Annotated in this window: 15 protein-coding genes, 1 tRNA gene and 1 pseudogene; 2 read left to right on the top strand and 15 right to left on the bottom strand. The window is 61.9% G+C overall.

Annotated elements, in window-relative coordinates:
- The first annotated feature begins 261 nt into the window (after positions 1–261).
- On the top strand, positions 262–2337 hold the full coding sequence (locus ACVWWJ_RS12415; RefSeq protein WP_456968101.1) for a hypothetical protein: 2076 nt from the start codon (positions 262–264) through the stop codon (positions 2335–2337).
- A gap of 288 nt (positions 2338–2625) precedes the next feature.
- Here ACVWWJ_RS12415 and ACVWWJ_RS12420 read toward each other — a convergent pair.
- The 3 genes from ACVWWJ_RS12420 to ACVWWJ_RS12430 form a co-directional block, all read right to left on the bottom strand.
- Positions 2626–2715 (bottom strand) — tRNA-Ser (locus ACVWWJ_RS12420).
- Positions 2716–2790: 75 nt separating this feature from the next.
- A complete protein-coding gene (gene serS, locus ACVWWJ_RS12425) occupies positions 2791–4071 on the bottom strand; it encodes a serine--tRNA ligase (RefSeq protein ID WP_456968102.1) in 1281 nt (426 codons plus the stop codon).
- Between the two features lie 89 nt (positions 4072–4160).
- Positions 4161–4736: a hypothetical protein gene (locus ACVWWJ_RS12430; protein WP_456968103.1), complete on the bottom strand. Its 576-nt coding sequence runs from the start codon at positions 4734–4736 to the stop codon at positions 4161–4163.
- A gap of 115 nt (positions 4737–4851) precedes the next feature.
- Here ACVWWJ_RS12430 and ACVWWJ_RS12435 point away from each other — a divergent pair, with 115 nt between their 5' ends.
- Positions 4852–5325 (top strand): DUF4262 domain-containing protein, encoded by a 474-nt coding sequence (locus tag ACVWWJ_RS12435; RefSeq protein WP_456968104.1) that lies wholly within the window; start codon positions 4852–4854, stop codon positions 5323–5325.
- Here the strand turns inward: ACVWWJ_RS12435 and ACVWWJ_RS12440 are convergent.
- From ACVWWJ_RS12440 to ACVWWJ_RS12495, 12 genes and pseudogenes are all read right to left on the bottom strand, one after another.
- The gene (locus ACVWWJ_RS12440; protein ID WP_456968105.1) at positions 5315–5611 is read right to left on the bottom strand and encodes a hypothetical protein; all 297 of its coding nucleotides are present in this window, start codon (positions 5609–5611) and stop codon (positions 5315–5317) included. The two genes, ACVWWJ_RS12435 and ACVWWJ_RS12440, sit on opposite strands and share 11 nt — an antisense overlap.
- A complete protein-coding gene (locus tag ACVWWJ_RS12445; protein WP_456968106.1) occupies positions 5608–5937 on the bottom strand; it encodes a hypothetical protein in 330 nt (109 codons plus the stop codon). Before ACVWWJ_RS12445 ends, ACVWWJ_RS12440 begins: the two co-directional genes overlap by 4 nt.
- A 14-nt stretch (positions 5938–5951) precedes the next feature.
- Positions 5952–6347, bottom strand: coding sequence for a hypothetical protein (locus ACVWWJ_RS12450; protein ID WP_456968108.1), 396 nt, complete (start codon positions 6345–6347; stop codon positions 5952–5954).
- Between the two features lie 246 nt (positions 6348–6593).
- Positions 6594–7037: a hypothetical protein gene (locus ACVWWJ_RS12455; RefSeq protein ID WP_456968109.1), complete on the bottom strand. Its 444-nt coding sequence runs from the start codon at positions 7035–7037 to the stop codon at positions 6594–6596.
- Between the two features lie 5 nt (positions 7038–7042).
- Complete coding sequence (locus tag ACVWWJ_RS12460) at positions 7043–7303, bottom strand: hypothetical protein (RefSeq protein WP_159895101.1); 261 nt, start codon at positions 7301–7303, stop codon at positions 7043–7045.
- A gap of 188 nt (positions 7304–7491) precedes the next feature.
- A pseudogene (locus ACVWWJ_RS12465) lies at positions 7492–8106 on the bottom strand (DUF2589 domain-containing protein); the annotation flags it as partial.
- Positions 8107–8174: 68 nt separating this feature from the next.
- The gene (locus ACVWWJ_RS12470) at positions 8175–8696 is read right to left on the bottom strand and encodes a DUF2589 domain-containing protein (protein ID WP_456968110.1); all 522 of its coding nucleotides are present in this window, start codon (positions 8694–8696) and stop codon (positions 8175–8177) included.
- Between the two features lie 3 nt (positions 8697–8699).
- Positions 8700–9260: a glycoside hydrolase family 108 protein gene (locus ACVWWJ_RS12475; RefSeq protein ID WP_456968111.1), complete on the bottom strand. Its 561-nt coding sequence runs from the start codon at positions 9258–9260 to the stop codon at positions 8700–8702.
- Positions 9261–9382: 122 nt separating this feature from the next.
- Positions 9383–10036, bottom strand: a complete 654-nt coding sequence (locus ACVWWJ_RS12480) for a response regulator (RefSeq protein ID WP_456968112.1) — start codon at positions 10034–10036, stop codon at positions 9383–9385.
- Positions 10037–10213: 177 nt separating this feature from the next.
- Positions 10214–10732: a hypothetical protein gene (locus ACVWWJ_RS12485; protein WP_456968113.1), complete on the bottom strand. Its 519-nt coding sequence runs from the start codon at positions 10730–10732 to the stop codon at positions 10214–10216.
- A gap of 48 nt (positions 10733–10780) precedes the next feature.
- Entirely contained in the window at positions 10781–11278 is a 498-nt protein-coding gene (locus tag ACVWWJ_RS12490) for a hypothetical protein (protein WP_456968114.1), read from the bottom strand.
- A gap of 137 nt (positions 11279–11415) precedes the next feature.
- Positions 11416–12957 (bottom strand): cation:proton antiporter, encoded by a 1542-nt coding sequence (locus tag ACVWWJ_RS12495; protein ID WP_456968115.1) that lies wholly within the window; start codon positions 12955–12957, stop codon positions 11416–11418.
- Positions 12958–13076 lie beyond the last annotated feature (119 nt).

Raw genomic sequence — 13076 nt, forward strand, 5'->3', positions numbered from 1 at the left:
GTGACGGGATGATGCGTACCGAGTATCTCGGACTCGCTTGGGCGTAACAAAGCCGCCTTTCAACTAAAATGTATGGTCGTCGCGTCGCTCGCGCAGTCCAGCGAACCGCTCATGCTCCTGCGACGCTAAAGCCCTGCCTGCAACGGAAACAGCTGCTATTGACATAGTTGACAGTTAGGGCGCGATACTTCAATCGTACGTCCCGCGCTTGCCTGATTGAAAAATAACACTGGTCAACGCATCATGGTAGTTGGGGAATCCATGAGTTTAATGATGTCTAATGATTTAGCCGCGTTCGCTTTAGTCGCGAGCGAGTATGAGCGTACGGGCGACGCGATTCGGGGCCTGACCCCACTTTTCATACCTATCATCAACGAGTTTGCGAGCCGTCTGTACGACCCCAATGCCTTTGCTCGGAAGTTCTCAGAACGTTACGGACTCTCCATGACGGCGTCCGTCGCGAAGGCGCTAACCGAAAGGATGGTCCAGGCTGGGCTACTGGTCGAGGGGCCGCCACGAATCTTCCACTGCGTCGAATTTCCTGACCAAATTGACGGTATTGATGAATCCGGTATAGAGGCAGTTCTCGATAACTTCGCCGCCTGGGTCCACCGCATACTTGATCCAATGGGAAAGTCCTTGCCCCGGGAGAGGATCGACGCTGCTTTCCTTGAACGCATCGCGCGCCCAGAGGTCACCACAAGCTTCTTATCAGGCCAGAAGCCCTCAAAACTGTCGTTGCGTCCCAAAAAAGTTGGCGATGACGGGTGGAGCGAAAAGCAGGCGCTAGATTTCTTAGTGCCCGATTACGTGCTCCACATCCACATGGAAGCACCAGAGCTGTTCAATCTGGTGTCGCAGATTTCGTTCGGAGCGTTGGTGGCAGACGCCGTCTCGGCGCTCGCAATGCCAAAGACGAGCAACAATGACCCTGACCTCCGTGCTGCCATGGACGGCCCACTCTTACTGGATGCGCTCGACCTCAATAGCCCGGAGCACACTGAGTACGCCAAGGAATTACTAGAGCAGTTTGTCCAAGCAGGATTTCGACTGGCGACATTCGACCACGTGATCGAAGAAATGCGAAGGACGATACGGACGACCCTAGAGCAACACAAGAAGGGCGAAGCCTTTGGCCACTTGGCTGCTCGGCTGAGGACCTCCGCCGGGCACCTTATGTATGCCACGCATGTCATGGATACGCTGGAGGAGCGCCTCAAAGAACTGGACGTTTCGGTATTGCGGTCGGAGCTCTACGAGGAGACGCGCTTCAAACGATGGTTTACCGAATCGAATTTCGACAGCCTTCGAAATGCTCTGGGCGATGTCCATCTAAATCTTGAACGCCGCATTACTGATGCTAAAAGCATTGCGACCGTCATCCGCATGCGCCTCGAAAATCGCGCACCGGCTTCGGTTCTGAAAGCCGGCACCACGTTTGTAACACGGAACGCGGCGCTCGCCGGCCGTGCTAATCAGTTCCTTTCTACGGGGCGATCTGAGCCCGACCCCAGGTTCACATGCGTCACTGATGCACAACTGGTTGCCATCACCTGGTTTGCACGAAACATTTCTGCTGTTAGCCTTTCGCAGAAACGACTAATCGCAAGCTGCGCCGCAGCCATTTCGCCGCGCCCGGAAATCATGAAGGCCTTCGCGGCAAAACTGGAAGAACTCGGCGGCGAGCATCGGATGCAGTTCGAGGCATTGATGCGTGACGAACGTGCTTCACTTTGTCCCATGCGAGCCGTTGCCGGGACACAAATACCGGTGGCTCCTGCTACCGCCGAACGCGTTCTTGAAGAGATGAAGTTGGCAATTGCGCGGCCTTTGCTTGAAGCGGAACGAGCAGCAACGCAAGCTTCTCTCGAAGCAGAAATACAAAAGCGCGCGGCCGCCGAGGCACGCGCCACTGGATCCGAGGCAACGGTTGGCAGCGTCAATTTCGAGCTAGCGAGTGCTCAACATGAAATGGACACGTACCGCCGGCAGCTCGAAAGTGTGCAAAAGGAGCAGGGGGATAAAAAGTTGCTACAACAGCAATCACTCGACGGACGCGCCGCCAAACTCGACAGGAGAACGAAGAAGTTCGTCGGGGGGATCAAACTAGTCATACTAGTCATGGCCGTGACGTGTTTCGCTGCTCCATTTTCTTCCATGCTGAAGGATGCTAAGTCTATTCAAGTTGCATCCGCGATTCTTGGACTCGGAAGCTTTTGGTTCGTAACTGCATGGGGTGACCGAGCCATAGCCGCACTAGCACGCCTAAGATACAAAGCTCAACGAAATGAGCTCCGACGTTGGTCATCCGACATGGATCTCGACTTCGACGACTGACGGGCCTTTCCACCTAATCTCGAATCGTGAAGGTACGTTCGGCAGCCCCGTCACGATCCACTTCGAAAAGCCTTATTTGTAGAAAGAAATTGCCTTAAGAGCAAACCTTCGACATCGGGGCGTTAGGCGGTCCATTCTTCACATCGCGTCTCGTGACCACCGCGTTCCGCCGTTTTAACGCAGTGTGACAAAGAGTGGAAGTGACTCCGCGACTAACTGGCATGAATGCGTTGGTCGACACCTTTCACTTGCTTGGTTCATCTCGCGAGGAGCAAGCGTGCCGCCAATTGGCGGAGAGAGTGGGATTCGAACCCACGGTAGGCTCACACCTACGGCAGTTTTCAAGACTGCTGCCTTAAACCACTCGGCCATCTCTCCGTATTTTTCCAACGCGCCGGCCGGGCATTGCACCCGGCCAGTGCCCATTGTACCCGACGAGAGGGTACCAAGGGATCAGGCGATCGCTTCAATCCCCGCCATATAAGGCCGCAAAACTTCCGGCACCTCGATGGACCCATCCGCCTGCTGGAAATTCTCCATCACAGCGACAAGGGTCCGCCCCACGGCCAGGCCCGAGCCGTTCAAGGTATGCACCAGCTCCGGCTTGTTGCTGGCCGGGTTCCGCCAGCGAGCCGCCATCCGGCGGGCCTGGAAGTCCGTGCAGTTGGAGCAGCTGCTGATCTCGCGGTACGTGTTCTGGCTGGGCAGCCAGACTTCGAGGTCATAGGTCTTGGCCGCGGCGAAGCCCATGTCGCCCGTGCACAGCTGCACCTTGCGGTACGGCAGCTTGAGCGCCTGCAGCACGGCTTCGGCATGCCCGACCATCTCCTCGAGCTGGGCGAAGCTGGTCTCGGCGGTGGCGATCTGCACCATCTCGACCTTCTCGAACTGGTGCTGGCGGATCATGCCGCGGGTGTCACGGCCGTAGCTACCGGCTTCCGCGCGGAAGCACATGGAGTGCGCGGTCATGCGCATGGGCAGGTCGCCGGCGTCGACGATGCTCTCGCGCACGAGGTTGGTCAGCGTCACTTCGGAGGTGGGGATGAGGTAGCGCTTCACCTCGTCGACCATCGTGCCGAACAGATCCTCTTCGAACTTGGGCAGCTGGCTGGTGCCTTCCATCGCGGCCGCATTCACGATCAGCGGCACGTTGTGCTCGAGGTAGCCGTGGCGCGTGGTGTGCAGGTCCAGCATGAACTGGGCGAGCGCGCGATGCAGGTGGGCGAGCTGGCCGCGCATCACCGTGAAGCGCGCGCCGGACAGCTTGGCCCCGGCCTCGCCATCGAGCCAGCCGTGACGGGCGCCCAGGTCCACGTGGTCCTTGACCGGGAAGTCGAACGGACGCGGGTGACCCCAACGCAGGATCTCCACGTTGTCGTTCTCGTCCTTGCCGATGGGCACGGACTCGTCGGGCAGGTTCGGGATGCCCAGGGCGATGTCCGCCAGTTTGGCCTGGACCTCGGCGAGCGCCTGCTCGTTGGCCTTGAGCTTGTCGGCAATACCGGCGACCTCGGCCATGAGGCCGTCCACGCTTTCGCCCTTCCCCTTCGCCTGGCCAATGGCCTTGGAACGGGTGTTACGGAGGTTCTGCAGCTCCTGGGTCTCGGTCGAGAGCGCCTTGCGCTCGGATTCGAGGCGCTCGATCGTCACGACGTCGAGGTCGAAGTTCCGGGCGGCGCGCAGGCGCTCAGCCGTTTCGGCGAGCTTGCCGCGCAGGAGGGCTGGATCCAGCATGGGTGGGGCTTCCGTGGGGGTGCGAGCCGGGGATTATCGCAAATTTGGGCGGGGACGGGTCTGGCGCGGCTGCCGGGCCTCCCTTCCCCTCAGCGCTCGGGCTTCCAGTCGGCGAATGAGACCGGCTTCGCCTTGTCCGCCCGTGTGACGGAGGTCTTGTCGGGCGTTCCCTCCAGCGGGAATGACATCGTGTGGATCTCGCTCTGGAAGAGCCACTTGCCCGTCTTCGCGTCGTAGCGAAAGGTAATGAAGTCCGACCAGTGCGACCCACAGGCGACGGCGTTCTGCACGGTGAAGTACGCGCCTTTGACGGCTAGTCCTTCGTCGTCCTCGTCGAACGGATCGCACTGCCCGCCGTCGTCGGCTTTAAGCACTACAGCATCGTTGCGAGCGACCAGTTTGAAGGCGCCGTCGTCCTGGCTTTCGAAGATGAGAAGCGGACGGGGTGAGGCGTTCTGCATGGTGTCTACGGTGTGGTGTACGACGACGAGAAAGCTTGTTCGTTTGTTGCCGAGCTCCGGGCCTTGTGCGGACTGCATGACCTCAAACCCGGCAGGGATCTGCGCCTGGATGCTTTTCGGCAACTCAATGCCGGCGTTGGCGATCGGCGTCCCGCCCAACGCCACCACCATGAATGCGGAGACGGCGAATTTCTTGAGTGACATTGCTTATTCCCTTGGCGACGTATCCAATGTGTCCGCATGGTACCGGCCGTCGGACCCTTAAGTCATCGCGTGCGGCTTACGCAACGTGGAAGCGAACGGAAGGGAGATAGTTACGATGGTCCAGCACACCGGCAACGACAAGGCCGAGCAGAAGCTCCTCGATGACATCGCTGTGCACGGATGGCACTGTATTCACATCCTCGCCGATGGCGCGCGCGTCGGCTACTCCTTCACCGTTGGCCTTTTTCAAACCTACGGGCATCCGGAACTCATCGTCTTCGGGCTACCCAGACAAGTCGCCCACGAAGTGCTGGTCATATGCGCCAATGCCGCACGTTCGGGCTCTCCCATCGATCTCACCCGACCGACGGCGGCCCTCCTGGAGAGCGCCTCTTGCGACTTCGCCGAGGTACCGGCATCTGCGTTTCGCGAGTCCGTTGGGTTTGCACTCTGGTACTACGAGAAGAAGCCCTTTCCGCTCTATCAGATCGTATGGCCGTCGCGAGACGGTCTGTTCCCTTGGCATTCCGAGGCTTCCGTGAGCTTTCGCGAGGCCCAACCAGTGATTGGGATTCCCGCTACGCTTTAGGCGCGCGATACCGCTGCTTCGAGCGCCGCACCCAGGTCACCATCAGCACCGACACGCCCACATTGACGACGAGCTCTCCAGGCCAGACATGGCCATAGCTGATGCCTTCGAACCCCACCTGATCCGCCACAATGCCGAGGACGTTCACCACGGCGCCTCCGGCGACACAGGCGTGACACACGCGCAGCAACCGGCGGAAGTGGGGGTCGGTGAGCAGCCAGCATCCGCAGACCATCATCACCACGCTGCAGGCGAGATCGCCGTAGAGATAAATATCCTCGTTCATGGCTTGCCGCCTCCCGTGATGCGGTCGAGGACACGGTTGGCCAGCGTCTCGCCGCGCGTGTCGATCAATCGCTGGGCGATCTTGGTTGCGCGCAGTCCGAAGCAACCGACCAGGAAGGACACGCCGGCCTGGATATCTGCCGGCGAGTCAGGAAGGAAACGCCTTTCCACAGCGGGCGCCAGGAAGATCGCCATCATGGCGCCACAGACCACCTGGATGACGGCCCGCTGACGCGAAGGCTCGGCGCCCAGCGCCACGGGAAGGAAGGCGCCGCCGATGGCTGCAAGCAGCAGCCAGAAGCGGGTGAACAGCAGCATGGTGTCCATGATGGCGACCTCGCTCAGGGGTGGGTTGTAACCGCCGGGGACGGCTTGAGATTCCCATGCCACGTGGTTTTGGCTGAGGGAAAGTCGATCGCCAGGCGCCCATCCGCTTCCGGCGTAAACGTGAGGTCACGCCCCATGAGTCCCTCGCAGAACTTTCCGCCGTTCTTCGTCACCCCGAAGCGATACACCGTGGCCGCGCCCACCTCCTTAAGAAACGTTGCCGGTACGCTGCACGATAAGTTCGGGCCGAAGTGAACATCCGCCGAATTGACCCCGAACGTCACCTCCGACGACACATCCGTGTTGGCCTGCTGCACCAGCCCCGTCCAGACGCCCTGCGGCTGCGCCGCTAACGCCAACCCAGGCAGCAACACCCCCAACACAACGCACCCCCGCAGGAGCCGATTCATCGGCGAAGCTCTTCCTATCAACGAAATCATAAATTTCTCCTCAGTCCAGAAAGAAAAGGCACAGCCCGACCTACCGGCCAAACCACGCCACCACACCGGCACCCCCGGCAAGAACGCAAAGAACAACCAATCCCCGAAGCACCCACGCAAGACGCGATCGGCGCGCCGCAACAGGCGCCTCGTCCACACACGCCAGAACCGCCCTGGCCCACTCCCCAGAAACCCGCACCCCAGAAAGCTTCTCCATCACCCCACCCCCGCTGCGACAGGTGCACTCACCACCCGATCGTCCAGGACGATCCGCGGCTGCCACGCGTCGCGCGCAAGAAAACTGATATGCATGTGGTGCGTTCGCACCCGCTGGAACCACCGTCGCCGCGCCGGCCCCATATCGATGACGAGCTCCTCCACGCCGGAAGGCCGCCGCTCATAACGCAGCCGGCAATCGAACGACACCGATAGCTCGGCCACCTGTGGCACTCGCGGGTCGCGAAACTCGCGCAGCGGTATCACCACCGGTTCCAACGGCGCATCCGGAGACGCGTCACGCGGAATCTCCACGTGCAGGGCCTCACCATCGCTGTCATCTGCAGCGACCTGCATCGCACGGCGCCGCCGCAGCGACTCATTGGCCGCCTCCACCGACACACGCAGTGCATAAAGCAACTGGTCGAACGTGCAGACAGCCATGCGCCCTACTCCCCGACCAGCCATGACGGTTTACGTGGAAATCCCACGTGGTAGCAGATCCACTGCAGCACCACCTGGTGCTCGCCGATCTGCAGAATGGTGAAGCTCTTCTCGACACCGATGATCGAGCCGCGCGGTGAATCGGTGAGACACCGGTTGAGCAAGGCGCGCGCTTCGTCGATCTTTGCCTCATTGCTCATCTGGTTGGGGTTGTCGCTACCGACAACCACGCGTTTGACGAACTTCACGTCGGTCAGGTCGAACATCCTGTTTTCTCCGGAAAGGGATCGCGACGACCTTGCGGGCGCCGCGATCCGTATTTGGATCGAAGCATTTACGGAACGATCGTCCCACCGCCCGCGGCACCACCAGCTGCACCACCGGCCGCGCCACCCGAAGCACCACCGGCAGCACCACCCGCAGCACCACCGCCCGCAATCGCCGGCGTCGTAGCCGGGACGAGCACCGGCGCGCCGATCTTGCGAGGCGCGCAAGCGGTCTGCAGGATGTCCAGGACACGCATCAGGCCTTCCGGCGCGCCGCCGTCTTCGGCATGGACCGAAACGTTGTACTTGGCGGAGTTATCGGAAGCGCGGGTGCTCTCCTTCGCCGAGGACACCGCACCGGAGACCTTCGCGGTCGCCTTGAAAATGCCCCAGCCGATCGACATCGACGCGTCGAACGATCCGCTTTTGGAATCCTTCTCGGTCTGGCTGAAGGACGACTTCACTTCCATGTTGAAGGTGATGTCCACCGTGGTGATGCTCAGGTTGGGAACCTTGACGATGGCAAGCAGCGGAACCTCCAGTTCGACCTCTTCTTCGGCGATACCTTTGCCGCTCGGGTCGTCGACAGGACGCTTGAACTTGAAGCTCGCGGTGCGCGTGGCGCCCACGCCGGTCGGATCATTCGCAGCCGGCGGCAGGAAGCCGATGACCTTGATGAAGTCGGCGGTAGCCTGGGCGAGCTTGACCTGCGCTTCGCACGCGGCGGTGAGCGGCGAGCCGATCAGGTCGCCCATGGGCAGACCCTTGAACTGGCTTGAGATGTTGACGAGTTCGTCAGCCATGATGTGACTCCTTGTGGTGTTTGACGCGCCGCGCGGGATGCGCACCGCGGTTCAGCGCGATCGACCGATCAGTCGCCGGGCTTGAACGTCTTGAAGACCCCCTGGGTCTGTGAGAGATGGTTCATCAGGCGTGCGGCGCCATCGGTCGGCTCACTGCCTTCGACCCGGATCATCACGTGCACCGCACCGCTCTTGCCCTCCTTGCCACCGGCGGTGGGATCCACGCGCAGGTGCGGACGGGAGGATGCTGGCCTACCTTTCCAGCCGGGCTGCGCGGTGGCATCGTCGTCGGGCGTGTCGCCTTCGATCAGCGGCCCGATGTCCGCATCGAAGGTGATCTCCACCTCCTTGATGCGCAGCACGTTGGTCGAGACCAGCGGCAGGATCGGTGCGCGGTACAGGTCTTCGTCGTCTTCCGCGGCGTCGGGGTGCATCGAGGGCATGCGGATGACGACGCTCTTCGGGCGGTTGTCTTCGTCGAAGAAGTCGCTCAGGTGCGACATCTGGTGTTGCTCGATGCGATCCTGCGCGTCGACGACGGCGCCGGCGATCGCTTCAATCAAGGTGTTAAGGGAGGTCTGCGCGGCCATGGCTCAGGCGCCTCCCGTGGGAGCTGGCGCAAGATCCGGGAACGAGTTGACGCGGGCAAGCCAGCCGTTGAGGAAGCGCTGCTGTGTCGGGTCGTTTGCTACGATCCGGTTATAGAAATCCTTCCGCCCCTGCTTATAGGCCTGGTAGACCGCGACCGCGTCCGCCCTGGCAAGCGCGGCCATCGTGCCCTTGCCGACGGAGCCATCTACCGCCAGTGGCGGCGAGGCGCCGAGCGTGTTCAACACGCGCTGCAGCAACTTCCCCGCGTTGTTACCCGAGTTGACCTGGAAGTCGAACACGATGTTCGCCAGCGCCTGCAGCGAGATCTCGTCGCCGTGCACCTTGTCCCAGTACTGCGACTTGTAGATGACGCCGGCCTGGGCGTCGGTCAGTGCGCGCAGGTTGTCGATGGTGGGTTCGACGTTGAGCAGACTCTTCGCGTAGAGGGTGAAGGTACCGAAGGTCACGCCCTTGTTGGTCGCGCCGCCCCGGTCGTTCGGGTCGTTGACGAACCCACCCTCGTGCTTGAGCAAGGTTGGAAAGAAACTATTGAAGTCAGCCATGATTCGATCTCCCGATGCAACGGTTTAGTGGGCCCTGGTGGAATCCACTATCCGTTCACAGCGACACGCGCGGGATCGGGAAAAGCCTGATTACCGCGTGTGCAAATCCTGATCGCCGATCTTTACGGATCAAGTGCCGTCAGGCCCTCGCGCAAGGCATAACGCGTGAGCTGCGCGATACCGTTGATGCCGAGCTTGGCCATGATGTGTTCGCGATGCGTGCCGACGGTTTTTACGCTCACGTGCAGGCGTGAAGCGATGTCACGCGCGCTGAGCCCTTCGGCAAACAACTGGGTGATTTCCCGCTCGCGCGGGCTCAAGGGCTCGCGTGGGGCAAACGAAGGGCTGCTCGTCCGTCGCATGCCATCGACCAGCAGATGCGCAATATCCGGACTGATGAAGAAGCGCGAGCGCATCACGATGTCGATGGCTTCGTGGAGCACGTCAAAGCCGTCGTGCTTCAACACGTAACCATGCGCACCGGCATCGAAGGCGGCGCGCACCCAGCGTGAGTCGTCGTACGAGGAAAGGCAGAGCAGTCGCGTACGCGGACATCGCGGCGCGATTCGACGGATGGCCTCAAGGCCACTCAAACCGCGCATGGCGCAGTCGAAGATGATCAGTCCTGGCTGGCAACGCAACGCACTGCGCACGCAGTCGCGACCATCGGCGGTGCTGCCGATCACCTCGTAATGTGGCAACGCGGCGAGCAGCGACGCGACACCTTCGCGTAGCAAAGCCTGCTCATCCGCGAGCAATACGGTAACGGGCATCATGATGCCCGTCCTGGCGTCGCCGGCGCGCGGTCATAACTAAAAACACCGCCACGATGGGCGGTGGTGTGGCGTTGCGAAGACATCCTGGACCCCCTTAAGACCCTATGCCAGCTCCCCTGCCGGATGGAACGTCCGCCGGGCTTTCCCGACGGACGTCGCGCGCGCGGGCGTCGGGCCTCAGAGGTTGCCGACACCGGTGGTGATCTCGTCCACCGGATCCTGCTTCCTGAATTCCTTCCAGAGCGTCTGGCCGGAGGGATTGATCGGAGAGAGGCCGTGCGACGAACTTCCCGCAAACGCCAAGCCCTTGCCGACTTCGTCGAACAGCAGGTCGCGCGTGGTGGCCAGCACGGCGGCACCGGTATCGTTGGCCAGGCGCTGCGCCGGTGACCAGAGCTCGTTCTGATCGCTGAGCGTGCCACCCGACTTGGCCACCGCGCTCTCGCAGTTGGCCATCGTGACGTAGTGGACGCCGAGATGGGTGACACACTGGGACAGCGCCTTCAACGTATCCAGGCCTTTGATCTCGTCGCGATGTCCAACAACAACGAGGAGCGAAATATCTTTCGAAGTGACGCCGCCGAGCGATGCGCCATCCGCCCAGAGAGACACGCCCGGATAGAGGGCCTGCAGTCGTTTACCTTCGCGCTCGCCGTCGGTGGAACCGTGCGGCCAGATGATCAGCGTCTTTGACATGATGTTTTTCCTTTGATGGATGAGGTATCAGGGTGCTCGAAGCCTTGATCAGGGCGCCCAGCTCCAGCCGCCGGTGTCGACACGAGCTGCCTGCAACGCGTCGTTACGGGCGCCTACGGTGAAGTCGTAGTAACGCGCAGGCAGGACGCCGGTACGCGGGGCCGACTCGGCGCGATGCGAGAACACGCGCACAGACAGGCCGTCGTAGCCCGCGGCCTTCATCAACGCGGGTACGGTGGTGGTGCAGCCGTTCGAGCTCTCGCAGGGCAACAGCGTGCAATCGATCTCGACGCGCACGATGTCGCGCGCATTGGCACCGGCTTTCGAAAGCACATCCGCCAGCGCCTTCGCCGACTCCCGCCAGAACTTCTGGTCGGGGTGGTTGGTGGCGCCGGAGCCGCTGCCGTCCACGGCCTTGCCGATCGCAACGACCCGGTTATTGGTCAGGATGAGGTGGGCGATGTACTCGATCGCGCCGGTATTCTTCGAATAATCGGCGGTAACGTTATAAATCGGTTGTTTGGTACGTGAAAAATCGGCAGGCATGACACGCTCCGTTCGGTGGTTGGTGCGGGAACCGTAGTTCCGCGCACCCCACCGGCCGTATCGGCCAAAACCTGATTTTCGGGACCGTAAGTACCTGGGTGAGAACCACGCCTCAGTTATCGAGGCGCGTCGTCGGCCTAGCCGCCACTCATCCGCGTCACCTCGGCAGGAAGGACGGTGAGTTCACGCCAGTCCAGCTGCTCGAGCAAGAAATTGTAGTCGTCATCACTGAGCTGAAAGTCCAGCCGGCAGCGTTCCAGCTCCGCACGCTGGGCCGCGACGGCGGCCTGGGAGTGTGCGCAGTGACGGTCGAAGGCCTCGGTGCTTCCGCGCTCGTCCAGCGCCTCGACTTCGATGCGGTAGAGCGCTGTAAGGCGCATGCCCTCCTCGTCCGCTTCCACGGACATGCGCTCCATGGCGGCCTTGACCAGACCCAGCCGGACGACGCGCAGCTCCTGCTCACCCACCGAGCGCCGGTCGAGACCGAGCAGACGAATGACCGGTGCCAGGGTAAGACCCTGTAGCACGAGGGTGACCAGCACGACGGAGAACGCCGTAAGCACCACGGTGTCACGCATCGGAAAGTCATCGGGAAGAATGAAGGCGGTCGCGAGGGTTACCAGACCACGCATGCCGCACCAGCCGGCGAGCACCGCCTGTTGCCAGCTGGCTGGACCCGCCCGTCCGTGACGCTTACGGTTCCAGACGACGGTGCGGTTGACACCCAGTGCGAGCGCCATACGCACGACCACGACGATGACCGTGACGACGCCCGCGAAGATCAGTGCCTGGCGAAGATGCTCCCCGCTCATGCCACCGACGATGCGCCGCGCCTGCAGACCCATCAACAGGAAGGCGGTAACGTTGAGAACGAACACCACGGCGCTCCACACGGCGTACGAATGCACGCGCAGGCGTGGCGAGGAGGGATCCGAACGCTTACTGGCAACGGTCATCGCCATGGCGACCACGGCCAGCACGGGCGACACATGGAGATGATCAGCGACAATCCAGACCAGGAACGTGTTGACGAACTGCAGCAGGTTGCTATCCAGGACGCCCGAGATGTATCGCGTGGCATACGGCAACGCCAGACCCACCAGCACGCCGAACAACACGCCGCCCGGCGCCGCCAGCGCGAAGCCAAGCACCTGCGGCGCTGTCACCACGCCCGAGGTCTGCACCGACAACGCCACGCCGAACAACAGCAACGCCGCCGCATCGTTGAACAGACTCTCGCCGCGAATGATCGCGTCGGTGTCCCGGGGAATGGACATACCGGAGAGGATCGCCGTGGCCGCCGCGGCGTCGGGCGGCGCGACAATGGCACCGAGCACCAGCGCGGCGGCGAACGGCAAACCTGCAAGCGCCCAGCCGGCCCAGGCGACGAGCAAGGCCGTCAACAGCACACCTCCGAGCGCCAGGATAAGCAGCGGCATCCAGAACCTTCTCGCCCGGGTCAGCGGGAAATCGAAGGCCGCGTCCATCAGCGCCGGCGCAATGAACAGGGGCAAGGCGGTGCGAGGGTCGATCGGGAAATCCGGCGCACCGGGCAACAACGCCACGCCAACACCCGCAAGTGCCAGCAGGGAGGGATACGGCAGCGACAGGCGTCGCGCCACCTGCAGCAGCACCACGGCGGCCAGGAGCAACAGTAGGAGGCTTTCGAAAAGTGTCACTTGCGGTGGGCCTCCCTCAGTCGAAGTCTGGAGGTTACGTCTCACGAGGCAGAGTAGCTACTGTAGGAGCCGATTCATCGGCGATCCCACCCGCGTCGAACTCCCATCAGTGAGACACG

The sequence above is a fragment of the Luteibacter sp. HA06 genome (assembly GCF_054061215.1).

What these genes read in the sequence shown, in the direction of transcription:
- ACVWWJ_RS12415 (WP_456968101.1), top strand. Translation starts at nt 262, where the DNA reads ATGAGTTTAATGATGTCTAATGATTTAGCCGCGTTCGCTTTAGTCGCG.
- serS (WP_456968102.1), bottom strand. Translation starts at nt 4,071, where the DNA reads ATGCTGGATCCAGCCCTCCTGCGCGGCAAGCTCGCCGAAACGGCTGAG.
- ACVWWJ_RS12430 (WP_456968103.1), bottom strand. Translation starts at nt 4,736, where the DNA reads ATGTCACTCAAGAAATTCGCCGTCTCCGCATTCATGGTGGTGGCGTTG.
- ACVWWJ_RS12435 (WP_456968104.1), top strand. Translation starts at nt 4,852, where the DNA reads ATGGTCCAGCACACCGGCAACGACAAGGCCGAGCAGAAGCTCCTCGAT.
- ACVWWJ_RS12440 (WP_456968105.1), bottom strand. Translation starts at nt 5,611, where the DNA reads ATGAACGAGGATATTTATCTCTACGGCGATCTCGCCTGCAGCGTGGTG.
- ACVWWJ_RS12445 (WP_456968106.1), bottom strand. Translation starts at nt 5,937, where the DNA reads ATGGACACCATGCTGCTGTTCACCCGCTTCTGGCTGCTGCTTGCAGCC.
- ACVWWJ_RS12450 (WP_456968108.1), bottom strand. Translation starts at nt 6,347, where the DNA reads ATGAATCGGCTCCTGCGGGGGTGCGTTGTGTTGGGGGTGTTGCTGCCT.
- ACVWWJ_RS12455 (WP_456968109.1), bottom strand. Translation starts at nt 7,037, where the DNA reads ATGGCTGTCTGCACGTTCGACCAGTTGCTTTATGCACTGCGTGTGTCG.
- ACVWWJ_RS12460 (WP_159895101.1), bottom strand. Translation starts at nt 7,303, where the DNA reads ATGTTCGACCTGACCGACGTGAAGTTCGTCAAACGCGTGGTTGTCGGT.
- ACVWWJ_RS12470 (WP_456968110.1), bottom strand. Translation starts at nt 8,696, where the DNA reads ATGGCCGCGCAGACCTCCCTTAACACCTTGATTGAAGCGATCGCCGGC.
- ACVWWJ_RS12475 (WP_456968111.1), bottom strand. Translation starts at nt 9,260, where the DNA reads ATGGCTGACTTCAATAGTTTCTTTCCAACCTTGCTCAAGCACGAGGGT.
- ACVWWJ_RS12480 (WP_456968112.1), bottom strand. Translation starts at nt 10,036, where the DNA reads ATGATGCCCGTTACCGTATTGCTCGCGGATGAGCAGGCTTTGCTACGC.
- ACVWWJ_RS12485 (WP_456968113.1), bottom strand. Translation starts at nt 10,732, where the DNA reads ATGTCAAAGACGCTGATCATCTGGCCGCACGGTTCCACCGACGGCGAG.
- ACVWWJ_RS12490 (WP_456968114.1), bottom strand. Translation starts at nt 11,278, where the DNA reads ATGCCTGCCGATTTTTCACGTACCAAACAACCGATTTATAACGTTACC.